The 22,094-nt window shown below is 47.2% G+C and carries 26 protein-coding genes; 25 read left to right on the forward strand and 1 reads right to left on the reverse strand.

Annotation, left to right across the window (positions count from 1 at the left end):
* Window positions 1-195: 195 nt before the first annotated feature.
* From DESLBE_RS16750 to DESLBE_RS16775, 6 genes are all read left to right on the forward strand, one after another.
* Entirely contained in the window at window positions 196-957 is a 762-nt protein-coding gene (locus DESLBE_RS16750; protein WP_015945541.1) for an AAA family ATPase, read from the forward strand.
* Complete coding sequence (locus DESLBE_RS16755; RefSeq protein ID WP_144677642.1) at window positions 950-1,801, forward strand: ParB/RepB/Spo0J family partition protein; 852 nt, start codon at window positions 950-952, stop codon at window positions 1,799-1,801. The genes DESLBE_RS16750 and DESLBE_RS16755 overlap by 8 nt, the downstream gene beginning before the upstream one ends.
* Before the next feature lie 490 nt (window positions 1,802-2,291).
* A complete protein-coding gene (locus DESLBE_RS16760) occupies window positions 2,292-2,981 on the forward strand; it encodes a DUF554 domain-containing protein (RefSeq protein ID WP_144678667.1) in 690 nt (229 codons plus the stop codon).
* A gap of 28 nt (window positions 2,982-3,009) precedes the next feature.
* Window positions 3,010-3,510 (forward strand): DUF4446 family protein, encoded by a 501-nt coding sequence (locus tag DESLBE_RS16765; RefSeq protein ID WP_072772424.1) that lies wholly within the window; start codon window positions 3,010-3,012, stop codon window positions 3,508-3,510.
* Window positions 3,511-3,995: 485 nt separating this feature from the next.
* The gene (locus tag DESLBE_RS16770) at window positions 3,996-4,454 is read left to right on the forward strand and encodes a helix-turn-helix transcriptional regulator (RefSeq protein ID WP_144677644.1); all 459 of its coding nucleotides are present in this window, start codon (window positions 3,996-3,998) and stop codon (window positions 4,452-4,454) included.
* The gene (locus tag DESLBE_RS16775) at window positions 4,447-5,391 is read left to right on the forward strand and encodes a HipA domain-containing protein (RefSeq protein ID WP_144677646.1); all 945 of its coding nucleotides are present in this window, start codon (window positions 4,447-4,449) and stop codon (window positions 5,389-5,391) included. Before DESLBE_RS16770 ends, DESLBE_RS16775 begins: the two co-directional genes overlap by 8 nt.
* 563 nt (window positions 5,392-5,954) lie before the next feature.
* Here the strand turns inward: DESLBE_RS16775 and yyaC are convergent.
* Entirely contained in the window at window positions 5,955-6,524 is a 570-nt protein-coding gene (gene yyaC / locus DESLBE_RS16780) for a spore protease YyaC (RefSeq protein ID WP_005815163.1), read from the reverse strand.
* Window positions 6,525-6,641: 117 nt separating this feature from the next.
* Here yyaC and DESLBE_RS16785 point away from each other — a divergent pair, with 117 nt between their 5' ends.
* From DESLBE_RS16785 to DESLBE_RS16875, 19 genes are all read left to right on the forward strand, one after another.
* Window positions 6,642-7,673: a hypothetical protein gene (locus DESLBE_RS16785; RefSeq protein WP_144677648.1), complete on the forward strand. Its 1,032-nt coding sequence runs from the start codon at window positions 6,642-6,644 to the stop codon at window positions 7,671-7,673.
* 101 nt (window positions 7,674-7,774) lie between these two features.
* Window positions 7,775-8,119 (forward strand): hydrogenase maturation nickel metallochaperone HypA, encoded by a 345-nt coding sequence (gene hypA / locus DESLBE_RS16790; RefSeq protein WP_011462320.1) that lies wholly within the window; start codon window positions 7,775-7,777, stop codon window positions 8,117-8,119.
* On the forward strand, window positions 8,116-8,793 hold the full coding sequence (hypB, locus tag DESLBE_RS16795; RefSeq protein WP_144677650.1) for a hydrogenase nickel incorporation protein HypB: 678 nt from the start codon (window positions 8,116-8,118) through the stop codon (window positions 8,791-8,793). The genes hypA and hypB overlap by 4 nt, the downstream gene beginning before the upstream one ends.
* Window positions 8,790-9,191, forward strand: a complete 402-nt coding sequence (locus DESLBE_RS16800) for a tetratricopeptide repeat protein (protein ID WP_144677652.1) — start codon at window positions 8,790-8,792, stop codon at window positions 9,189-9,191. Before hypB ends, DESLBE_RS16800 begins: the two co-directional genes overlap by 4 nt.
* Before the next feature lie 114 nt (window positions 9,192-9,305).
* Window positions 9,306-9,950 carry a CBS and ACT domain-containing protein gene (locus DESLBE_RS16805; RefSeq protein ID WP_005815172.1) on the forward strand — a complete coding sequence of 215 codons (645 nt, stop codon included), beginning with the start codon at window positions 9,306-9,308 and terminating at the stop codon, window positions 9,948-9,950.
* Window positions 9,951-10,074: 124 nt separating this feature from the next.
* On the forward strand, window positions 10,075-10,368 hold the full coding sequence (locus DESLBE_RS27470; RefSeq protein ID WP_144678668.1) for a PDDEXK nuclease domain-containing protein: 294 nt from the start codon (window positions 10,075-10,077) through the stop codon (window positions 10,366-10,368).
* Between the two features lie 21 nt (window positions 10,369-10,389).
* Window positions 10,390-11,181, forward strand: a complete 792-nt coding sequence (locus DESLBE_RS16815) for a CvpA family protein (protein ID WP_144677654.1) — start codon at window positions 10,390-10,392, stop codon at window positions 11,179-11,181.
* 56 nt (window positions 11,182-11,237) lie between these two features.
* Window positions 11,238-11,438, forward strand: a complete 201-nt coding sequence (locus DESLBE_RS16820) for a DUF951 domain-containing protein (RefSeq protein WP_005815177.1) — start codon at window positions 11,238-11,240, stop codon at window positions 11,436-11,438.
* 78 nt (window positions 11,439-11,516) lie between these two features.
* Complete coding sequence (gene ychF / locus DESLBE_RS16825) at window positions 11,517-12,617, forward strand: redox-regulated ATPase YchF (RefSeq protein WP_144677656.1); 1,101 nt, start codon at window positions 11,517-11,519, stop codon at window positions 12,615-12,617.
* A gap of 146 nt (window positions 12,618-12,763) precedes the next feature.
* Window positions 12,764-13,051, forward strand: coding sequence for a 30S ribosomal protein S6 (gene rpsF, locus DESLBE_RS16830; protein WP_011462318.1), 288 nt, complete (start codon window positions 12,764-12,766; stop codon window positions 13,049-13,051).
* Between the two features lie 15 nt (window positions 13,052-13,066).
* Window positions 13,067-13,480, forward strand: a complete 414-nt coding sequence (gene ssb, locus DESLBE_RS16835) for a single-stranded DNA-binding protein (RefSeq protein ID WP_005815182.1) — start codon at window positions 13,067-13,069, stop codon at window positions 13,478-13,480.
* A gap of 21 nt (window positions 13,481-13,501) precedes the next feature.
* Entirely contained in the window at window positions 13,502-13,732 is a 231-nt protein-coding gene (gene rpsR, locus DESLBE_RS16840; protein ID WP_011462317.1) for a 30S ribosomal protein S18, read from the forward strand.
* Window positions 13,733-13,854: 122 nt separating this feature from the next.
* Window positions 13,855-14,178: a MazG-like family protein gene (locus tag DESLBE_RS16845; protein WP_005815184.1), complete on the forward strand. Its 324-nt coding sequence runs from the start codon at window positions 13,855-13,857 to the stop codon at window positions 14,176-14,178.
* Between the two features lie 36 nt (window positions 14,179-14,214).
* Window positions 14,215-15,177 carry a DUF2232 domain-containing protein gene (locus DESLBE_RS16850; RefSeq protein ID WP_144677657.1) on the forward strand — a complete coding sequence of 321 codons (963 nt, stop codon included), beginning with the start codon at window positions 14,215-14,217 and terminating at the stop codon, window positions 15,175-15,177.
* A 42-nt stretch (window positions 15,178-15,219) separates the two neighbouring features.
* A complete protein-coding gene (rplI, locus tag DESLBE_RS16855) occupies window positions 15,220-15,666 on the forward strand; it encodes a 50S ribosomal protein L9 (protein ID WP_005815187.1) in 447 nt (148 codons plus the stop codon).
* Window positions 15,667-15,692: 26 nt separating this feature from the next.
* A complete protein-coding gene (lonC, locus tag DESLBE_RS16860; protein WP_144677658.1) occupies window positions 15,693-17,651 on the forward strand; it encodes a Lon family ATP-dependent protease in 1,959 nt (652 codons plus the stop codon).
* A 20-nt stretch (window positions 17,652-17,671) separates the two neighbouring features.
* Window positions 17,672-19,006 (forward strand): replicative DNA helicase, encoded by a 1,335-nt coding sequence (gene dnaB, locus DESLBE_RS16865; protein ID WP_005815191.1) that lies wholly within the window; start codon window positions 17,672-17,674, stop codon window positions 19,004-19,006.
* 269 nt (window positions 19,007-19,275) lie between these two features.
* On the forward strand, window positions 19,276-20,577 hold the full coding sequence (gene purB / locus DESLBE_RS16870) for an adenylosuccinate lyase (RefSeq protein ID WP_011462315.1): 1,302 nt from the start codon (window positions 19,276-19,278) through the stop codon (window positions 20,575-20,577).
* Window positions 20,578-20,617: 40 nt separating this feature from the next.
* A complete protein-coding gene (locus tag DESLBE_RS16875) occupies window positions 20,618-21,901 on the forward strand; it encodes an adenylosuccinate synthase (RefSeq protein WP_144677659.1) in 1,284 nt (427 codons plus the stop codon).
* Window positions 21,902-22,094 lie beyond the last annotated feature (193 nt).

A 22,094-nucleotide genomic window follows, 5' to 3' on the forward strand; every position in this document is an offset into this window, starting at 1 on the left:
GAGAAGCGCCTTGGGCGCTTTTTTATTTATCTTTTTGCGATGCTTTTCCGGCGAAATCTCTAGTTTTATCGGGTGTGATTTGATACTATAGTCAATAGACGGTGAATTATTGATTATAGTCAATTGATAATCAATATAGTGACTATAGTATGTCTGAAATTCAGCCTTGCAGTGTTGAAAAGGAGGAGTCACACTTTGGCTAATATTATTGCCATTGCCAATCAAAAAGGTGGAGTAGCCAAGACGACTACAGCCGTTAATTTAAGTGCCTGCCTTGTTGAACAGGGAAAAAAGGTGCTGCTCCTTGATCTGGATCCCCAAGGAAATGCGACAAGCGGTTGTGGCGTAATTAAAAGTAAACTGAAGAATAGTATTTATGATGTACTGATTAATGAAGTTCCCATGGAGAGGATTATTAAACAAACAGAGTTAACCGGTTTATTTATTGCGCCTGCTCAAATCGAGCTGGCCGGTGCTGAGATTGAACTGGTTGGACTGGAACAAAGAGAAGGCAAGCTTGCTTCAGCTCTCATGAGCATTAAAGGTGACTATGATTTTATTATTATTGATTGTCCTCCCTCCCTGGGTTTGCTTACCCTCAATGCTTTAACCGCCGCAACGGATGTCCTTATTCCTGTTCAATGTGAGTATTATGCTCTGGAAGGTCTTAGTTTGTTGATGGATACGATTCAAAGGGTCAAGGGCCGCTTAAACCCTCGCTTAAATATCCTGGGTGCGCTGCTGACTATGTTTGATGCCCGGACCAATTTAGGTATTCAAGTGGTTGATGAAGTTAAAAAGTACTTTAAAAGCAAGGTTTTCTCGACCATTGTACCGAGGAATGTGCGGCTGGGAGAGGCTCCAAGCCATGGCAAGCCGATTGTCCTTTATGATGATCGTTCACGGGGCGCAGAGGTTTATCGCGATTTAGCAGAGGAGGTATTGCAGCGTGTCTAAAAAAGCTTTAGGTCGTGGCCTGGAAGCCTTGATTGGTGCCGAACCCGTGGGCAATGAAGCCTCAGTTCAAGAGATTGAGCTGGATAAAATACGTGTTAACCCCGATCAGCCAAGGAGGAGTTTTAATCAGGAAAGTATGGAAGAGTTAGCAGCCTCCTTAAAGACTCATGGTTTGCTTCAGCCCATCTTAGTTCAACTTAAAGATGAAGAATATATTATTGTTGCCGGTGAAAGACGTTATCGTGCCGCCATATTAGCCGGACTTGCCAAGATTCCCTGCCTGATCAAAACAGGAAGCGAGCAGGAGTTAGCTGAAAAAGCTTTGATCGAAAACATCCAAAGATCAGATCTTTCACCAGTTGAAGAAGGCCTGGCTTATGCCCGCCTCATTAAAGAATACGATCTGACCCAGGAGCAGGTGGCCGAGAGAGTCGGCAAGGGGCGCCCCACAGTGGCCAACCTCCTCCGTATCATTCAATTGCCGGATCCGGTGCTCCATTTGATTCAGGAAGGTAAATTGAGTCTTGGTCATGCTAAGGTTCTCTTAGGGATTAAGGATTCATCCCTGCAAGTGCTTTTGGCTCAGAAGGTGGCAAAAGAAAGTTTACCGGTGAGAGAATTAGAAAGTCTGATTTTAAAATATACTGAGCAGCAGGAGACGCCTAAAAAAGCTAAAGCGAAGAATTTATACCTATTCACTCAGATTGAAGATCAACTGCGGTCTTCATTTCAAACGAAGGTAAAAGTTAAAGGAGATGCCGGTAGAGGCAAAATTGAAATTGAGTATTTTTCTGAAGATGAGTTTAATCGTCTTTTGGAGATATGGAATATCAAAGTTGATTAGAAATGTTCCACGTGGAACATTTTCTTTTGCACTATCAGACAGTATAAGCTAAGTGCAACCAGCGACTTCGCCTCATTTGCAAGCATGGGTTTAAAGTAATAAAGTGGGAAAGCAGTGTTCTCGGGGGTTTCTTTACCCTTGTCAAAATCCTCAAGGGTACATATTAACTGTATTTGATAAAAGACTTCGGAGGAATGAGTATTGATTTCTAGGTTTTTGTAAGCTATAATCCATGTAATGTTTATTTGAGACCCTCTTGTGCTCAGGAACTAGATTAAAATAGTTTGTTGTTCCACGTGGAACACTTATATTAACTGAGCCGAGTTCAATGATAAATAATAGTATCTGATTCGATAGTGCTGCGGGTATATGGGAGTTGCTTTACATGGATAAGCAAATTCAGAAACAGGAAACAATATTGTGCGAAATGAACTGCGGGGTTGAGTTGGAAAAAAATTGTTCCACGTGGAACAGTGATGAAGGTGAAAATGTGCTGGGTACAATTGTGAATTCGTTAGCGATCATTGGCGGAGCCTTGGTGGGTATACTTTTCGGTAAAGCTCTGCCTGAAAAAATAAAAAGGACAGTGATCCAAGGGATAGGACTGGCGGTTATTCTCATTGGTTTAAGTATGGCTTTGGAAACCAATAACCCGCTGGTGGTTATCGGAAGCTTAGTTTTGGGAGGAATAATCGGCGAATGGATTGATATTGAGGATAAGCTCCAGCAGCTGGGGCAATGGCTGGAAAGTAAATTTGCTAAAGGAGGAAATGGCAATTTCACCAAAGGATTTGTTTCCTCAAGCTTAATGTTTTGTGTGGGGGCTATGGCTATCATGGGGGCTCTGAAAAGTGGACTTGAAGGAGTCCATGACATACTCTATGCCAAATCCTTGCTGGATGGCATTACCTCCATTGTCCTGGCTTCATCGATGGGGATCGGTGTATTGGTTTCCGCTGTTCCGGTCTTTCTTTATCAGGGGGGGATAACAATCTTGGCTGCACTCCTGCAAGGATTTCTTTCGGATCCCGTTATAGCGGAGATGAGCGCCACGGGTGGATTACTCATTGTTGGAATTGGTCTGAACATACTTGAGATTAAAGAAATAAAGGTAGGAAATCTACTGCCGGGAATATTTATTGCGGTACCCATCACTATGCTGCTATCGCAGATGGCTTAGCCGTAAAAATGGATTGAGGAGGGATACTATGAATCTGGAAGAAATAATGCCCTTATCCTACTGGGCGATTGCTTTGGTGGCTGTATTATGTATCGTCGAATTTATTTGGATTGTTATTTTGCAGAATCGCCTGAAGGGGTTTCAAAAATCCTATCTCGCCCTTCAAACCTTTCTTGATGGGAGCTCACTGGACCAACAGCTTAAAGAATATATAAGTGGGGTTAACCATATTAAGGACAATGTGGAAAAGATGGAAAAGAGAATGGACCAAGTAGAGCTTAAGCTCCGTTCTTCCATCGATAGAGCTGAGTTGGTGAGGTTCAACGCCTTTGACAATATGGGAAGCGATCTGAGTTTTGCCTTAGCATTGCTTAATCAACAGGGAGACGGTGTCGTTCTTTCATCGATTAATAATCGCGAGGAATCAAGAGTCTATGCTAAACCGATAAGCCATGGCGAATCCAGTTATCATCTATCTCAGGAAGAAAAGGCAGCCATAGGAAAAGCCAAGGAAACGATCAAGATTTAAGTACAATATGAGTTAAAGCCTATAGTGGTATTTAAATAAAGCAGGGGTTGTCGCAAAACGTTGGTGAGCAGTGCGACAGCCCCATTTTTAATAGTTCTCATTATTGATAGTTTTACTGTATACTTGAAAAGTCCCCCAAAGAAAGAAGCAACCATTTTACCCGCCTTCTCAAAACAGAATCGCTTGACACCCCGTAATGATGGACTATTTGTCTAAGCGAGTAGGTCCCAGATAGGTAATCACTAACCGCTTGCTCTTTGAGTTCCTTTAAGCAGGTCCTTCACGTTGCAATAGAAAGATGTATTTTAATTGGCGGCTCAGGTCGCCGATGCTGTGGATATCCTTTTAAAAGCACAGCATTCAGAAGTTGAAGTCCTGTTACAGCGCGAAGGGTAACACAAAGGAGATATCCCATTGGAATTATGTGTTATTACTTCCCTTGACACTATATCGGAACACCGATATAATGAATTTAGGTGATAAAAATGACAATACAAAAGCTTTTGCATGATATGCAAATGTCCCGTTATCGTTTATCGAAAATCAGTGAGATTCCGTGGGCAACTCTCGCGGATATTTATTCCGGGAAAACCCATTTGCACCGATGTGGTGCAGGAACCCTTTCCAAACTGTCCAAAACACTTGGTTTATCCATTGAGGAACTGTTGGCACTGGAAACAGAGCCGGAAAAAAACACAGCCGCCGGGAAACCAAACATAAAAACTTACTTGGAAACCGGGCTGTCCGAGAGTGTCCAAAAAGCAATAAAAGACTATTTGCAAGGCGAAAAGGCGCAGGTGCTCTATCTTGACTGCTTGTGGAATGAGTTATATGGAGCCATTAATGCCGACCTTTGGGCTGGCTTAATTACTGAGGAACAGGCAAGCTATCTGCGTGCGAAATATCTTGGTACAGAGGGAAAGGAGGATGGCAGTGATGATTGATTTTTCATTGTGTGAAGTAAATAAATTCAGAGCTTATGGTGGGGCAAATGGGAATAAAATCAATATTCTTTATGAGGGCAATAGCTATATGCTTAAATTCCCGCCTGTTCCAAGCCGCAATAAAACCATGAGTTACACCAACGGATGTATCAGTGAATACCTTGCCTGCCATATCTTTGCATCCCTCGGATTCAAAACCCAGGAGACCCTGCTCGGAACCTATACTGATCCACGCGGGAAGGAAAAAGTGGTAGTGGCCTGCGGAGATTTTACCGAAGGCGGCAAAAGACTCATTGAGTTTGCGCATCTGAAGAATACCTGTATTAGCAGTGAACAGAATGGATATGGCAAAGAACTTTCATCCATCATGCAGGCAATAGATGAGCAGATGCTTCTGCCGCCGGATCAGCTTCGGGACTTCTTTTGGGATATGTTTATTGCCGATGCACTGCTGGCTAATTTTGACAGGCACAATGGAAACTGGGGCATTCTTGTAAATGAACAGTCTAAGACGGCTGAAATTGCCCCTGTTTACGACTGCGGTTCCTGTCTCTACCCGCAGCTGGCAGCCAAGGATATGGGGGATGTCCTGAATAGTGAAGATGAGATTGACAGACGGGTTTATGTTTTCCCTGCCTCGTCCATTGAGGAAGACGGAAAGAAGATTTCCTACTTCGAATTTATCTCTTCCCTGAGAAATCCAGACTGCACGGCGGCTCTAAAAAGAGTTTCCGCACGGATTGATATGGAAAAAATACGCATGCTCATTGATAAAACACCGACGCTGCTTCCAGTACAAAAGGAGTTTTATACTGTAATAATCTCAGAGCGAAAGGCAAAAATCATTGATTACAGCATGGAAAAACTCATGAAACTGAAGGGACAGGATCTGGAGCGAGATGAACAACAAAACGGTGGACTGCAGTTTACCATGTGACTAAATCCTTGTGAAAAAGAACCCTGCTACCAAGGGGGCACCGGCTTCAAATGGCATCATTATTGCGGAAAAGCCTTCAAGCTAAAATGATTGAAGGCTTTATTGTTTACAATTCACTCGTATTGTAAAGGAAAAAACAGACAGCAGGCGATATAATATAAAATATAAGTTGACGCCAAGGCCCCATCAGGCTCTAGCGGCATCTTTTTTGTCTCCCTCAAGGCAGGATAGAGAGGAGGAATTCGTGGATGGAGGGCCCTGTTCCGGACTCAAAGGCACTGCCCTTCAGGATGAAAACCGTGATTCTGAATAAGGAAGAAGAAGGAGAGTTCCCGGCCGCCTGATATTGTCCCCAAACGCGACAACGTTGTCGCGTTTGGGGACAAAGTTCGTGCCGGATGCAATTCCCCAAGAATGGGAGGGCCTGAAAGCTGAATCCATATGTTGAAATCCATATAGCGATCCCCTCAATGACGAAGAGACTGTCTTATGGCGACGGTCTCTTTGCTCGTTGAGTTATGAATATCAGCTGAATAACCTTATATAAAATATACAATGATGAATTAAGAGATCCTCGTTTTAATATAAGCATTGGCCAGAAGCTCACTCATCGTCTCCGCCATCTTCCAAACCAAGCCGAGGCGGGTATTCTGCAGAACCATGTATTCCATAAACCCTCCTACATTGACAATACCGGTGAGATGAACTTCTCCCACAGAGGGAAGTTCTTTGTGAACCCCTGCTCCAGGTTTTAAAGGCCCATTAGCCAGGGTGATATTGCCCACAGAATCCATCTTGCCCAGGCAAGCATCAATGGCGATGATAAAAGGGTTATAATAGGAGTTCTGGATATACTTAATATACTCCGGTAAATTCGTGGCATGTACCGGCTGCTCAAGGGTCCCCAAAACACTGAGCTTAGGTAAACCCCTTTGGCTCAGATAAGTACCGATTAAGGGACCAAGGGCATCACCGGTGGAGCGATCTGTGCCAATACATAAAATCACCAGAGGGCGGTGGCGTTCACTGTGCAGAACATCGATCAGACGGGCCTCCATTTTCTGGGTGCCAATCTTATCATCAAAATGGGCCTTGTATTTATGAGACTCGGTAAACACCGAAAGTATGCTCATGAGTTCCCCTCCCAAAATATGTAAAACAATATATGTCTAAATTATTCCCCTGTTGCCGGGAATTTATGCATGAGTGGTAAGAAGAAGCCATAAGCATGAGGCAGGGGGGAGTATTTTATGAATAAAAGAGTCATTTTTCAAATTGCTGCAACCTATGTTGGAGCAGTTATGGGAGCAGGCTTTGCCTCTGGTCAGGAGATACAACAGTTTTTCGCTAATTTCGGCAGTGCAGGAATCATCGGGATTCTGTGCAGCACGGTTCTCTTCGCCGGCCTGGGGTGGATCATGCTTGATCTGCAGAAACGGTGGCAAGTGACCTCCTATGCCGATTTTTTTGAACGTTTATTTGGCAAGCGCTGGGGCAGCAGAATGGACATCCTCGTGAGCCTGCTTTTATTCATTGGCATGGTGGCCATGATGTCAGGGGCTGGGGCAGTTTTTCGGCAGTTCTTTAATTTATCCCCTTGGCTGGGCATTCTGATCACAGCTTTGATCATATCCCTGGCCCTGTGGTTCAAGGGAGAAGGTGTGCTTTGGATCAATAGCATGCTTATACCCCTGAAATTCGTGTTCTGCATCGGCATCGGCATATGGGCTATACTCTTTGCTACGGGAACAAAAGATGCGGGGATAGAACTTGCCGTCAATCCTCTTATCCATAATTGGCTGCTCTCCAGTATTCTTTATGTTTCATTTAATCTAACCTTGGCGATGGTGGTCTTCGCCTCTCTCGGCAAGGAAGTTCAGAGGCCGGAAGGCCGTCTTGGAGCTTTATTGGGCGGAATGGCCCTGGGCCTATTTGCCCTGGTGATTGCCCTGACACTTTTGAAGTTTCCTGAAGTCAGAGGTTTTGAGATACCCATGGTTGCCGTAGCGGGAAGCTTAGGATCATGGCCGGGCTTTTGCTATGTGACTGTCCTCTGGTTAGCTATGCTCACGGCAGCTATAGGCAATGGTTTTAGTCTGATCACCCATATGGAGAAGAAATTCAAATTCCATTATAAAAAGGCGGCAGCCCTCCTCCTCCTGTTGGTCGTTCCTCTTTCAGGGGTGAAATTCTCTTTAATAGTAAAAATGATCTATCCCCTATTTGGCTATCTGGGATTGGTGTTTATTCCCGTGCTCTGTTGGTCCTGGTTAAAAAGATAGGTGGGTACCCTTGCGGATACGGTTATTTTTGGGATAAGATAGATTGAAGGGGACTTTTTCAGTGATAGACTTGTAAGCATGGATTGGCAAGGAGTGATGGGGTGCATGAGATGTCCTTGATGGGTGGGGTCTTTGAAGCTATTGAAGCAACTTTAGCCCATCATCATGTAAAAAAGGTGCTTTTGGTAAAGCTTAAAATCGGACAATTAACCAATGCGGAGCCTGATGCCTTACAGATGGCCTTTGCCGCCTTTGCCCAAGGAACTGTGTGCGAAGGTGCTGAACTTCAGATTGAAATGTTGCCGGTAAAGGGCCGCTGCCGGAGCTGCAGTGAAGAATTTATGGTGCCGGGACTTATTTTTGCCTGCCCGGTTTGTCAACATCTGGGGATTGATATTACACAGGGAGAAGAATTGCTTCTGGAAAGTTTGGAGGTTGAAGAATGAGCAGCCAGCGTGAAATTGCCGTTATGGCCAATTTACTGCAGAATAATGACATTCATGCGGAAATCAATCGCAAGCACTTTGAACATAACAACTGCTTAGCCGTTAATATGATCGGTTCCCCGGGGGCAGGGAAAACTACTCTCCTGGAACGAACGCTGTCCCATTTAAAAGAGAAGCACAGCATCGCCGTGATCGAGGGGGATATCTTCACCAGGAGAGATGCTGATCGGATAGCCCAGCATGATATTCCTGTGGTTCAGATCAACACCGGCGGCGGCTGTCATTTGGATTCCAAAATGGTCGAGAAAGTTCTTACTGAATTTCAGTGGGATAATTTAGATCTGATGATTATTGAGAATGTGGGCAATCTCGTCTGCCCCGCCGATTTTGATCTGGGGGAAGAATTTAAGGTGGTTGTCCTTAGCGTCGTTGAAGGGGATGATAAACCTGCAAAGTACCCGGTGATTTTTCGCAATTCAAAAGTGGCCGTCTTAAATAAGATGGATTTATTGGCTTTGGTGGAAACGGATTTGGACGCCATGAAGAAAGATATATTTAACATCAATCCGGAGATTAAAATTTTTGAGGTTTCTTGCCGTACCGGAGAGGGTCTGCAAGAATGGGTCCAGTGGCTTGATGAACAAGTAAGGCAGGCAAAAGGTAAGAATGCATGAGCAGCAACCATTACCAGCAAGGATTAGATCACCTCGAAGCTGGGCAGCTTCGGGAAGCAGAAGAAGACTTCTTGCAGCACTTGGCTCAATGTCCGGAAGATGCGATGGGTTATAATAAATTAGGCCTGGTCTATGGGAAAAGCCATGATTTTGAACGTGCTAAAGGGTGTTTCCTTAAAGCCATCGCATTGGACGAAGGATGTATTCATGCCTGGAATAACTTGGGGAACATAGCCCGTCAAGACGGGGACCTGGATCAAGCCATTCGTTATTACCAAAAGGCAGTAGATATCGACCCGATTAATCCGATTCCCGCTAAGAATTTAAAGAGGGTACAAAGACAAGCCAAATGGTCCTTTTCAAGAATAAAGTACCTGTTCGGGAAAAATAGAGATTAATTCTTATCGATTGTCCATGGTCCGTAAAAATCTATCTTGGTGAGTAGGGGACCTTAAATTTAGAGGAAGTTAAAGGGCAAAGGTCGAATAGTCTTAGCAAGAAAAGAGCGTTGAATGGAAAGGGTGATCTTAATGTATGTGAAGCAATTTATGACTTCTCGAGTATTTACAGTGAGCCCGGAAGATAATATTGCCGATACCATGGCTCTCATGCGAGAGAAGCAAATCAACCGTTTACCTGTAGTTGATAAAGGCAAGCTCGTAGGGATTGTTACGGACGGAGATCTGCGCGAGGTATCCCCCTCGCCGGCAACGACACTCAGCATTTTTGAATTGAATTATCTGGTGGGGAAAACGTCGATTCGCGATGTGGCGGTCAAAAAAGTCATCACTTGTACCCCGGATACCAAAATTGAAGATGCAGCCCTGCTCATGAGGGAACATGGCATAGGTGCTTTGCCGGTCGTCGAGAACGGCAAGCTGGTGGGGATTGTGACCGAGTCGGATATTTTTGATACCTTCCTGGACATTATGGGCTTCCGCAGCCCTGGTCAGCGCTTTGTTATTGAGACCAAAGATGAAGTAGGCGTCATGGTGGATTTATCCTCCATCATGAAAGAGCACGATGTGGATATTACCAGCTTAGCGGTCTATCATTTAAAAGATAACAGAGTTCAGATTCTCGCCCGCCTTAACGGGGACCGGGTGAATGAAGTCAAAGAAAGTCTCGTGGCTAAAGGCTACAGTTTAAGTCATTGATATGCGGAAAAGCACCTTGAGGGTGCTTTTCTGCTATAGGCGGGGTTTGTTTGAACGCAGCTTTCTTCTGTATTTAATCTTCTCGCGCCATGAAGTATAATAAAGAAGACTCTGCTCATTAGCAATAGAGCTAAAAATTGGTGAGTTTGAGCCGGAACACCTCGGCAAGATGGAATTTTACCTTGAGGCTCTTGACCGCGACATCAGGAAAGCGGATGAAAACCCGAGCGTAGGACTTATCCTCTGTACTAAGAAGGATGCGACGGTTGTCGAGTACGCATTGAGCCGTAGCCTGTCACCTGCTATGATTGCGTCTGCAGTGAGACGATACACCGTGGGTTCGAAGAGAGAGATTGCAAAGTTACCCTATAGAAACGAATCGTTAGCTTTTGGATATTTTTTAGGGGTAGTATCCTGAGCTTACAAGGAGGGGAAGTCCATGAACAGCTTCGATATGCTCATTTTGGCTATCATGCTTATCGGCGCAATCCAAGGATACCGCAAAGGCCTTATTTCCGGCTTAATCAGTCTGGGCGGCTCGCTTCTTGGACTTGTTCTCGCTGCCAAAAACTATCCAATCCTGCTGCAATGGTTAGAGCAAAACACTCCTTTAAGAGACTGGCTGGAAACAGTCATGTATCAGCGCATGCTGCCTTCCGTGCAAGCCAAGGCAGCCATGATTCAGGAAGAGACACTGGATAAAATCCTCTCCATGTTTCCTGAAGAGTTCAAAGATATTCTCAGCGGCTCTAATCTGCCCGATATGCAGATCTACACGGACAGTGTCATGCAATCCATTGCCCAAAACTTCACCCAGGCTTTCGCCGATAATGCTTTAAAGATCATTTCCTTTGCCTTGATCTACTTTGGGGTGATTCTGCTCGTGGAGATCGTTTCCGCCATACTGCTGGCTCCTTTGGGTTTATTGACGACCACCATCAATGGGGGGGGCGGATTCATCGTCGGCGGGTTGGTTACCTTCCTCGGTCTGGCTATTTTTGTCGGGCTGTTTTCTCCCTTGATAACGATGGCTAACCCAGATGAGACCATAGGGTTCTTCGAGAACTCGACGCTTTATCCCTATTTAAAAGACACCTTCGCCTACTTAGGGGAGCTCCTGCGTTTTAATATTGAACAGGGTTTGAAGTGGCCCCTGGATTTACAGGAATTGAATTTGCCCATCGACCTTAAGGATATTCCTTTGCCTAATCTGCATAACGTTGATTTATGATCGGCAGCCGAGGGCACAATGTGTAATGGCAAACGAGAAAAAGGGGGCTCATTGTTGTGATTTCTTTGCAAATAGGAGATATAATTCGTCTGCGCAAACCACATCCCTGCGGGAGCACGGACTGGAAAGTCATGCGCACCGGTATGGATTTTCGTATTCAGTGCCTGGGATGTCAGCATCAGGCCTGGATTCCCCGGGTCAAGCTGGAACGGCAGCTGAAAGAGGTTCTTCAAAAAGCTCATCCTGAGCAATCCTAGGGAAAGCTTGCGGTTTGGCCGAGATTCCCCTATAATCTTAGAGGGTTTGAGTGAAAATAAGCTGGAGGTTTTTTAAACATGACATTGCATGCAGGGATTGTTGGTTTGCCTAATGTAGGAAAATCAACATTATTTAATGCCATAACTCAAGCGGGTGCAGAAGCCGCAAATTACCCCTTTTGCACAATTGACCCCAATGTAGGAATGGTACAGGTACCGGATGCCCGCCTGCAGGTTCTCGCGGAGATGGTTCATCCTGATAAAATAGTCCCTGCTACGGTGGAATTTGTGGATATTGCCGGATTGGTCAAGGGAGCCAGCAAGGGAGAGGGATTGGGAAATAAATTCTTATCCCATATCCGGGAAGTGGATGCCGTTGTTCATGTGGTTCGCTGCTTTGAAGACAGCAATGTGGTCCATGTGGAAGGCAGTGTGGATCCGAAGCGGGATATCGACATCATCCAGCTGGAGCTTATCCTCGCCGATATGGAAAGCGTAGAAAAGCGTTTGGAGCGTTCGGCTAAGCTCTTGAAATCAGGGGATAAAAAGGCCCAGGCTGAAGTAGCCCTGCTCAACCGTTTAAAAGAGACCCTGGATGCCGGTCTGGCAGCCCGTTCCTTGGAATTCAGCGATGAGGAGCGGGAAATCTTGAAATCCTTCCCTCTCTTAAGCATGAAGCCGGTTCTCTACGCCGCCAATGTGAGTGAAGAGGAAATAGCCCAGCCTGACAATAACCCTTATGTCCGCAAAGTAAGGGAAATAGCCGCCGCGGAAAATTCAGAGGTAGTGGTGGTCTGCGCCAAGATCGAGGCTGAGATTGCCGAGCTGGAAGAAGAGGAGAAAAAGGTTTTCCTGGAAGACTTAGGTCTTACAGAATCCGGTTTGGACCGCCTGATTCGTGCCGCTTTCCATTTGCTTGGCCTGATGACTTATTTTACAGCAGGTCAAATCGAAGTAAGAGCTTGGGAGATTCGCCGGGGAATGAAAGCGCCGCAAGCGGCTGGAGTAATTCACACTGACTTTGAGCGGGGATTTATCCGCGCGGAAGTGGTTGCCTATAAGGACTTCGTGGAAAATGGCGGTCTTAATGGGGCCAAAGAAAAGGGTCTGGTTCGTTTAGAAGGAAAAGAATATGTCATGAATGACGGCGATATCGTTCATTTTCGCTTTAATGTTTAATACATTTGCCGCTGCGATAAGAATTTCCATTTGCATAGTTTTGGTCAAAGTGCTATAATCTTTAAATGGTAGTCTTTATGTAGTCTTCCAGACTATGTATCCCTGCCCCTGTCATGGGGGCCGCAAGTCCGAGGGGAGGTGCAATTATGAAAGCGTACGAAGTACTTTATGTCATCCGTCCTGATTTGGACGATGAGGCAGTTGCCGCAACAGTGGACAAGTTATCCGAAGTTGTTACCAACAACGGCGGAGCAGATGTCGCTATTGATAAATGGGGCAAACGCCGCTTAGCTTACGAAGTTAACGATTATCGGGAAGGTTTTTACATCCTGATGAACTTTAATGGTGAAGCTCGTACGGCACAAGAGGTGGAGCGGATCATGAAGATCTCCGATGCCGTTGTGCGTTTCCTGACCACAAAAAAAGAAGATTAGTAGGGAGGGGTTACTATGTTGAACCGGGTTGTTTTAATAGGCCGTTTAACGAAAGACCCCGAGTTACGTTATACCCCGAACGGAGTTGCGGTGGCCAGCTTTAGCTTAGCTGTGGATCGCAATTTCAAGAATGCTAACGGGGAACGGGAAGCGGATTTTATTCCATGTGTAGTATATAGACAACTGGCTGAGCTTTGTGCGAATTATCTTGCCAAAGGTAAATTAGCAGCTGTCGACGGGCGGTTGCAGGTTCGCACTTATGATGCTCAAGATGGGCAACGCCGTTGGGTTTATGAGGTCGTCGCTGAGAACGTGCGCTTCCTTAGTCCCAAAGATGGCGGAAATTCCGGATATGGAGCATCTTCAGGAGCCAGTGATGCAGGGACTTATGGTCATGAAGTGAGCTTAGATGACGATATCCCATTCTAAATCGGAAAGGGAGTGAATTTTATGAAACGTGAACGCGGACGCCGTCCAAGAAAACGGGTATGCAGCTTTTGTGTCGATAAGGTAGAGTCCATCGACTACAAGGATACACATAAAATACGCAAGTATATTACCGAGCGCGGCAAGATTCTACCTCGCCGTATTTCTGGAAATTGTGCAAAGCATCAACGTCAGGTGACAGTAGCGATTAAAAGAGCTCGCCACATTGCGTTATTGCCTTATATCGTAGAATAAAGAATGAGGGGGAGCTGTTGCTCCCCTTTTTATACTTTCCTTGCAGGAAATCAGTGCCGGATTAGCGAACATTTTTTAGATGGGGATTAATAAGGTTATAACATACGGTACAGTGATAAAATATGACGGGAGGGGCACCCGTGGCTGAAGTCGATATCGTCAAAGGGTTAAAAGCCATTGAAGAGATTAAGGTAGAGATGCTTAAAGCACAGTGGGCCATGCAGGAGGGATCTCTGCGTGGATCGGAAGGAGATACGCTCCAAGGTTTAGCTGATCTTGTTGCTTTAAGCTATTTGCTGACCCGCCGCATGGGGTTCGATTTTTCAAAGTTGGATCGCACTTTATTGCAGCGTTTAGAGGAATGGAAAACCGAGGATCACCATAAAGTAGAAACTCAATGGGGTGATATCAGCTTATTATTAAGCTATCTGGCCCCTGAAGATTGAACGAGACCGCGTTCAGTAATAGATTGGAGCATCGGAATGTACGTCAGTGACCAAAAAACCACCAATACCCTAGCAGTGCTTATCCTGGTGATCGGACCCTGGCTCGGAGTCTCTATGCAGGTTTGGGGATGGATGCTGGATATTCTCTTGCTTATCGCCTTGCTATGGGTTGGACGAAGTGTGGGAAGACAAGGATTGCGCTATGGGCTGGTCTTTTTGATTTCAGGGTATGGGCTGGCCTTGCTTTTCGGTGGAGCTTCTTCTTTCCACTACTTTAGCTTTGTTCCCTGGGCAGCCTTAGTCACCCTATGGGGAATACGGGCCAATGTTCCCCAGCGGGCTCTTGTTTTCTGGAGTTTAGTCGCGGCAGGGATCCTGGGAGTATTGCCTACCCTGGCCATGCTCATGCAAGGGATTCCCCAGGAAAGCATCCAGAGCTTTGTGCAAAATATGATGGAGCAATACCGTCAGGCGGGCATGCTGGAAAGCTTAAAAACTCAAGGCATATCTGAGCTGGAGCTTCAGTCCTTATTTGAACAAATCGTCAATACTCTGATTATGCTGACTCCCGGTCTGGTAGCCATTACAGCCCTTGCCAAGTGGGGGGCCGTCTATTATGCTTTCCTGCGCTGGATACGGATTTCAGGCCGGGAATACCGTCCTTTTACGGAATGGCGGCTGCCTTGGTATGCTATATGGGGAATGAATTTTGCCATTGTCAGTTACCTTCTGGGCGACCAATTCCAATGGCTGGCTATTAAGAGCATCGGCATCAATCTTATGCTGGTTTACGGAGTCGTTGCTTTTGTCCTGGGAAGCGCTCTTTTTGTTGCCCTGCTCCAAAAACCTTGGTTATCAGGGTTTTTCCGGTTCGTCCTGCTCTTCTCCAGTGTTCTTTATATACAAGTGACGGCTATAGTCTTAATTATCATGGGTTTATTGGATCTGGTGCTGGATTTTCGCCATATGCCCATCCGCAAAAAAGAAGATTCGGATTAACCAGTGCTCAAAGGGCCATGATAGCAGAATGGAGGGTTTTCAATGAAAGTTATTTTAAAAGCAGATGTCAAAGCGTTGGGAAAGAAAGGGCAAGTTTATGAGGTTTCCGATGGATACGCACGAAATTTCCTTTTTCCCAAAGGCTTAGCCGTAGAAGCCACCTCGGGCAATCTCAATGACCTGGCTTCCAAAAAAGCCAATGAAGAAAAGAAGAAAGAGCAGGAGAAGCAGGAGGCTCAAACCCTGGCGGCCAAGCTCAGCTCCCTTTCCATAGAGATCCACACCAAGAGCGGGGAAGGCGGCAGGCTTTTTGGCTCTGTTACCAATAAAGAAATTGCCGAGGCGCTCAAAGCAAGCCATGGCATTAATCTGGATCGCCGCAAGCTGGAGCTGAAAGAACCCATCAAAGCCTTGGGAACCTTTAATGTGCAGGCCAAGCTGCACCCGGAAGTCACGGCACAATTTCAAGTCCATGTCAAAGCATCATGATCAGGCAACTGTGAAAGGGGTCCCTAATGAAAGGGTTATTAAATCATTGGTTTAAAAAGAACGAAACCGAACCAATTCAAGAGGCAGAGGAAACCAACCAACCAAGCAGCCAAGTGGAAGAGCTGAAGGAGGATGTCCGGAACAGCCATGAGCAATGGCATCATGAAGTGGATGCCCTCTATAGTCTGCTCGTTAATTACTACGGGAGCGATAAATTGGTTTTAAAGGCCACCCGCCTGGAAGCCATTCATCTTATCCAATCCGATACCATCGGGGAGCGTACGGCCGGTCTGCTCAAGATCATTTTGGACGATCCCACAGACCGCCCCCTGCCCAGTGAAGAGGAGATTCCTCAGCTGCTGATGGAAATTGAGGACCACTTAGCTGAGCTGATCGCCCGCAGGGCTGTTGAAGACCGTTTGGATAAAGCGGTGGCAGATAAAATGCAGGAGCGGCATGAGGATTATGTCAAAGAAATAAAAAGCCAGCTTCTCAAGGAAAATTCCGGACCGGATAATGCCCAGACCCTCAAGAAATTAGCCCATATCGAAAAGATGAATCTGGTGAAACTGGCCAGTTCTGTTGCGGAGGTTCTGCGGCCTCAGGCTGTTGAAGAAATCATCGGCCAGGAAGTTCCCATGCAGTTTCTCCTGGCTAAGCTGGCTACGCCCTATCCCCAGCACATCATTATCTATGGGCCTCCGGGTGTGGGCAAAACGTCGGCGGCCCGGGTAGCCTTAGAGGCCGTCAAAAAGAATGTCAATTCTCCCTTTGCCGAGAGTGCTCCCTTTGTGGAAGTGGATGGTACGACCCTGCGCTGGGATCCCCGGGATGTTACCAATCCCTTATTGGGCTCCGTGCATGATCCCATCTATCAGGGAGCAAAGCGGGATCTGGCCGAGACCGGGATTCCTGAGCCGAAGCTGGGTTTAGTCAGTGATGCTCATGGGGGTATTTTATTTATCGATGAAATCGGGGAGATGGACCCTGTTCTCTTAAATAAGCTGCTTAAAGTCCTGGAGGATAAACGGGTTGCTTTCGAATCCGCTTATTATGACCCCAACGATCCTCAGGTGCCTCTCTATATCAAAAAGCTTTTTGAAGAGGGTGCCCCTGCCGACTTTGTGTTAATTGGGGCAACCACCCGGGATCCCAGGGAGATCAACCCTGCTTTGCGTTCCCGCTGCGGGGAGATTTATTTTAATCCCTTGGAACCAAGGGATATTCAGCATATCGTTTCCCAGGCTGCCCAAAAGCTGGGAGCGAACCTGGAGGCCAAAGTACCGGAGGTTATCAGTGAGTATGTCTTTGAAGGCAGGAAGGCCAATACCATCCTTACCGATGCTTATGGACTGTCCCGTTACCGCCATCCGGAACAGGAAGTTCTGGTGAAGGCTGAGGAAGTTTATGAAGTATTGCGTTCAGCCCGGCTTACCCCCTATATCTCCCATAAGGCGGCAGACCGCGGTGAAACAGGAAAGATATTGGGTCTCGGCGTTCATGGTTTTGTCGGTTCCGTCCTTGAGCTGGAGGCCATCGTTTTTCCGGGCCGGGAAGGAAAAGGCACCATCCGCTTCAATGAAACCGCCGGCAGCATGGCCCGGGACGCTGTCTTCAACGCCACGGCCGTGATTCGTTCCCTCACCGGCGAAGACCTCAAAGATTACGATGTTCATGTTAACGTGGTCGGAGGAGGGAATATCGACGGGCCCTCCGCAGGATGCGCCACCACCCTGGCCATCTACAGCGCGTTGAAAAACATACCGCTGCGGCAGGATATCGCCGTCACCGGTGAAATATCCATTCAAGGAAGAGTACGGCCCGTAGGGGGCATTGCCGAGAAGATCTTTGGCGCCAAGCAGGCCGGGGTAAAAACCGTCCTCATCCCCAAAGAAAATCAAGCAGATGTGCCCTCCGGCCTGCAGGGAATCCAGGTGATCCCCATCGAAACTTTCCGGGAAGCCCTTGAACATGCCTTATTTTAAGGTTTTAGGAGGAGAAGGACATGGAACTAACCAAAGTTCCTCCCCATAATTTAGAGGCGGAACAATCGGTTTTGGGCGCTTTAATGCTTGATCCGGAAGTGGGAAGCTCCGTTTTTGAAGTAGTGCAACCCGAGGATTTTTATCGGGATAATCACCGCCAGATCTTTCTCGCTCTGCGGGATCTCTTTGAAAAGGGAGATCCCATTGACTTGGTTTCCGTAGCGGAAAGTCTTCGCCAAAGCGGACGCCTTGAACAAATCGGTGGGATCGCCACTATTTCCCAAATCGCCCGCTCTGTCCCCTCTGCAGTCAATTGTGAGTATTATGCCAGGATTGTGGCGGAGAAATCCTTATTGCGCCAACTTATCCGCAGCAGCGGACAGATTGCCGAGAAAGGCTATGAACCGGGAGAAGCCGCCACATCCCTGTTGGAAGAAGCCGAAAAAATGATTATGGATCTGTCCCAGAGACAGGTGAAAGACGGCTTCGAGTCCATACGCAATATCCTGCTCAATACCTTTGAAAAAATTGAAGCCCTCTATGCCAACAAAGGCAGTCTGACAGGGATCCCGACCTTTTTTACGGAACTGGACCGCATGACCTCGGGCTGGCAGCCCTCGGATCTGATCGTGATTGCCGCCCGTCCTTCCATGGGTAAAACGGCCTTGGTGCTGAATATGGCCCAAAATGCCGCAGTAAGAGGGAAGGTCCCGGTGGCTCTCTTCAGCTTGGAGATGTCCAAGGAGCAATTGGTTCAGCGTATGCTTTGCTCAGAGGCGATGGTGGATCAGCAGCGGGTCCGGACCGGAGATTTATTGGACACGGATTGGCCTAAGCTTACCCGGGCGGTAGGCCCTCTCTCCGAGGCGGAGATTTTTATTGATGATACCGTAGGGATTTCCCTTGCCGAGCTGCGCTCCAAGGCCAGACGTTTAAAGATGGAACACGGCCTGGGCCTGATTGTCATCGATTACCTGCAGCTCATGTCTTTAGGCAGACGGGCGGAAAGCCGCCAGCAGGAAGTTGCCCAGATTTCCCGGGGGCTCAAAGGGATTGCCCGGGAATTGAATGTTCCGGTCATCGCCCTTTCTCAGCTTAACCGGGGTGTGGAGCAGCGTCAGGATAAACGGCCGATTATGTCCGACTTATTGGAATCTGGTGCCATCGAGGCGGATGCCGATGTCATCTCCTTTATCTATCGGGATGAATATTACAACCCTGAATCGGATAAAAAGGGGATCGCTGAAATCATTATTGCCAAACACCGGAACGGACCGGTGGGGTCGGTGGAATTAGGTTATCTTAAAGAATTTACAAAGTTTGTGAACCTGGATCGCCAGCATCTTTCGGCCTAAGGACTAAAGTCTTTAGGCTTTTCAGATTAATAGGTGCTGTTAGAAATGTTAAATATATGCGAACATTGACGAATGAAAGAACTTTAACGTTCGAATTTTTTATTGACAAGAAACAGGGGCGACTGCTAAGATAAAATAGGTCTGAGAATGATTTATGTTATTAAGGGAAGAATATTGAGGACTTACTCCAGTGAGGTCCAGCTTAAGGAGTCAACTAAGGAATCGTTCGGATAAGGATCCGAAAGGAATGAAGATTTAGGGGGACTTTTTTGTTGATTAATCGATACACACATCCTGAAATGGGGCAATTATGGCGGGAAGGCTATGAATATGAGCGATGGCTGGAAGTCGAGCTGGCCGTGGCTGAGGTGATGGCTGAGCGGGGTGAGATCCCCTCCCAGGCTCTGTCCGAGATTCGCAGCAAAGCCAAAGTCAATCCGGAACGAATTGCTGAGATAGAAAAGGTGGTTCGTCATGATCTCATCGCTTTTTTGCAGGGAGTTGTGGAAGAGATTGGGGAAGCGGGCAAATATCTGCATCTGGGGCTAACCTCCTCCGATGTTAAGGATACGGGACTCAGCTTGGTCTTAAGAGATGCCGGGCAGCTTTTGCTTAAAGATTTGCGGGAACTGCGTGAAGCCTTAGCCCAGCGGGCCGTGGAAAGCAAAGCTACCGTGATGGTGGGACGTACCCATGGCATTCATGCCGAGCCCCTGACTTTCGGCTTGAAACTGGCTTTATGGATGGCTGAGATCGACCGTCAGATCGAGCGCTTGGCAGCCGCCGTCGAGTCTATCGGGGTCGGCAAGATTTCCGGTGCCGTAGGGACCTATGCCAATGTATCACCGGAAGTTGAAGAAGCGGTTTGTGCCAAATTAGGGCTTAAGCCTGCCCTGGTCAGCAATCAGATTCTTCAGCGGGATCGCCATGCCCACTATGTCACAGCCTTGGCTTTGCTCGGGAGCACTCTTGAGAAAATGGCCACAGAGATTCGCAACCTTCAGCGCACAGATATTCTGGAAGTGGAGGAGCCATTTGCCGAAGGACAAAAGGGGTCTTCGGCCATGCCTCATAAACGAAATCCCATCGCCTGTGAGCAGATTGCGGGGATGTCCCGGCTGCTCCGGGGCAATGCCCTGGCTGCCATGGAAAATGTAGCTCTCTGGCATGAGCGGGATATGACTCATTCCTCGGTAGAGAGAGTGATTCTGCCTGACAGCAGCATTTTGCTGGATCATATGCTGCGGCAAATGACCAGAGTTATTAAAGGTTTACGCATTCGTTCCGATCAGATGATGGAGAATCTCCTCAAAACCTATGGCTTAACCTCCTCCCAACGGGTTCTGCTCGCTTTAGTCGATAAGGGCTGTATGCGGGAAGAGGCTTATCAGTGGGTTCAGCAGGCAGCCTTTGCCGCTTGGGATAACCGCCGGGATTTCCGGGAAGTGATTCAGGAAAATCCCCGGGTCATGGAGCTACTCACTGCTGAGGAAATCAACGCTTTGTTTGATTGGAGTTACCATCTTAAGCATATTGACGATATTTTTAAACGCTTGGGCTTAGGCAATTAATGGTTTAATGGCTCAAGAAGAAAGAACGGGGGAATCAGGTATGGCATCCGTAGTGTTAATAGGTACGCAATGGGGCGATGAGGGAAAAGGCAAGGTAACGGACTTCCTGGCCGAAAAGGCGGATTTAGTGGTCCGCTATCAAGGGGGGAACAACGCCGGACATACCGTCGTTGCCAAAGGAGAAGAGTTTAAACTTCATTTGATCCCTTCAGGAATTCTCTATGAAGATAAGACCTGCGTCATCGGCAACGGAGTGGTGGTTGATCCTAAAGTGCTGCTGGAAGAGCTGGCTTATCTGAGCGAACGGAAAGTAAAAACGGGAAAACTCCTGATCAGCTCCAACGCTCATGTCATCATGCCTTATCACCGCTTACTTGACGCTTTGGAAGAAGATTCCCGGGGCGAGCATAAAATAGGGACCACCAAGCGGGGCATCGGCCCGGCCTATATGGACAAAACCTTGCGGATCGGTATCCGGATCATGGATTTGATTGATGATGAGGAGTTTGCCGCTAAGCTCCGCCGTAATCTGCAGGAGAAGAATAACCTCCTGACCAAAGTATACGGTGTTGAGCCTTTGGACTACGACGCCATCTATCAGGAGTATTCCGGCTATGCCCAAAAGATTCGGAGTTTGGTGGCGGACAGCTCTTTAGTCATTGACGAGTCCTTGAAAGCCGGGGAAAAGGTTTTATTTGAAGGCGCTCAGGGCACCCTGCTGGATCTGGATCACGGAACCTATCCCTATGTCACCTCCTCCCATCCCATTGCCGGCGGAGCCTGCATCGGTGCCGGGGTTGGCCCTACCCGCATCAATCGGGTGGTGGGAGTCATCAAAGCCTATACCACTCGCGTCGGCGAAGGCCCCTTCCCTACCGAGCTGGCGGACGAGACCGGGGAGCTCATGCGTCAGAATGGTCATGAATTCGGCACCACCACCGGCCGGGCGCGCCGCTGCGGCTGGTTTGATGCGGTGATCGCCCGCTATGCTGTGCGGGTCAGCGGCATCTCTGATTTTGCTTTGATGAAATTGGATGTTTTGTCCGGTTTTGAAAAGATTAAAATCTGCGTGGGTTACCGGGTCAATAACGAAGTGATTTATGAGTTTCCCCAAAGTCAGAAGATATTTAAAGCGTGTGAGCCCGTCTATGAGGTTATAGAGGGCTGGCAGGAGGATATCACAGGAGTGACTCATTTTGAGGATCTGCCGAAAGCCGCTCAGGACTATGTCAGACGGATTGAGCAGCTCACGGAAACCCAGGTTACGCTCATTGCCGTCGGACCCGGCAGAGAACAGACCATCGTCCGCGGTGAGATTTTCTAAGTAGATCGGTAGTGCAGCAATGCCAGATGAATAAAACACATAGATGTTCAGCCGTTCAGAAATGGACGGCTGTTTTGGTACCCTGCCTTGTACATGTAACTTCTTGCTCTTTAATTTTGCATGGTTTATTTGAAGAAAGATATTTTTTAGTAAAAATATTGACAAGCCGTTAAATTTGCTGTAGAATTCGTAT

Source organism: Desulfitobacterium sp. LBE, from assembly GCF_007830365.1.
GTDB classification, from domain to species: domain Bacteria; phylum Bacillota; class Desulfitobacteriia; order Desulfitobacteriales; family Desulfitobacteriaceae; genus Desulfitobacterium; species Desulfitobacterium hafniense.

Coding starts and splice junctions, on each gene's coding strand:
- lonC (WP_144677658.1), top strand. CDS start 15,693: ATGAAAGGGTTATTAAATCATTGGTTTAAAAAGAACGAAACCGAACCA.
- DESLBE_RS16845 (WP_005815184.1), top strand. CDS start 13,855: ATGACGGGAGGGGCACCCGTGGCTGAAGTCGATATCGTCAAAGGGTTA.
- DESLBE_RS16775 (WP_144677646.1), top strand. CDS start 4,447: ATGATTGATTTTTCATTGTGTGAAGTAAATAAATTCAGAGCTTATGGT.
- rpsF (WP_011462318.1), top strand. CDS start 12,764: ATGAAAGCGTACGAAGTACTTTATGTCATCCGTCCTGATTTGGACGAT.
- DESLBE_RS16765 (WP_072772424.1), top strand. CDS start 3,010: ATGAATCTGGAAGAAATAATGCCCTTATCCTACTGGGCGATTGCTTTG.
- hypB (WP_144677650.1), top strand. CDS start 8,116: ATGAGCAGCCAGCGTGAAATTGCCGTTATGGCCAATTTACTGCAGAAT.
- DESLBE_RS16805 (WP_005815172.1), top strand. CDS start 9,306: ATGGAAAGGGTGATCTTAATGTATGTGAAGCAATTTATGACTTCTCGA.
- ssb (WP_005815182.1), top strand. CDS start 13,067: ATGTTGAACCGGGTTGTTTTAATAGGCCGTTTAACGAAAGACCCCGAG.
- rplI (WP_005815187.1), top strand. CDS start 15,220: ATGAAAGTTATTTTAAAAGCAGATGTCAAAGCGTTGGGAAAGAAAGGG.
- rpsR (WP_011462317.1), top strand. CDS start 13,502: ATGAAACGTGAACGCGGACGCCGTCCAAGAAAACGGGTATGCAGCTTT.
- dnaB (WP_005815191.1), top strand. CDS start 17,672: ATGGAACTAACCAAAGTTCCTCCCCATAATTTAGAGGCGGAACAATCG.
- DESLBE_RS16850 (WP_144677657.1), top strand. CDS start 14,215: ATGTACGTCAGTGACCAAAAAACCACCAATACCCTAGCAGTGCTTATC.
- ychF (WP_144677656.1), top strand. CDS start 11,517: ATGACATTGCATGCAGGGATTGTTGGTTTGCCTAATGTAGGAAAATCA.
- DESLBE_RS16875 (WP_144677659.1), top strand. CDS start 20,618: ATGGCATCCGTAGTGTTAATAGGTACGCAATGGGGCGATGAGGGAAAA.
- yyaC (WP_005815163.1), bottom strand. CDS start 6,524: ATGAGCATACTTTCGGTGTTTACCGAGTCTCATAAATACAAGGCCCAT.
- DESLBE_RS16770 (WP_144677644.1), top strand. CDS start 3,996: ATGACAATACAAAAGCTTTTGCATGATATGCAAATGTCCCGTTATCGT.
- DESLBE_RS16800 (WP_144677652.1), top strand. CDS start 8,790: ATGAGCAGCAACCATTACCAGCAAGGATTAGATCACCTCGAAGCTGGG.
- DESLBE_RS16815 (WP_144677654.1), top strand. CDS start 10,390: ATGAACAGCTTCGATATGCTCATTTTGGCTATCATGCTTATCGGCGCA.
- DESLBE_RS16785 (WP_144677648.1), top strand. CDS start 6,642: ATGAATAAAAGAGTCATTTTTCAAATTGCTGCAACCTATGTTGGAGCA.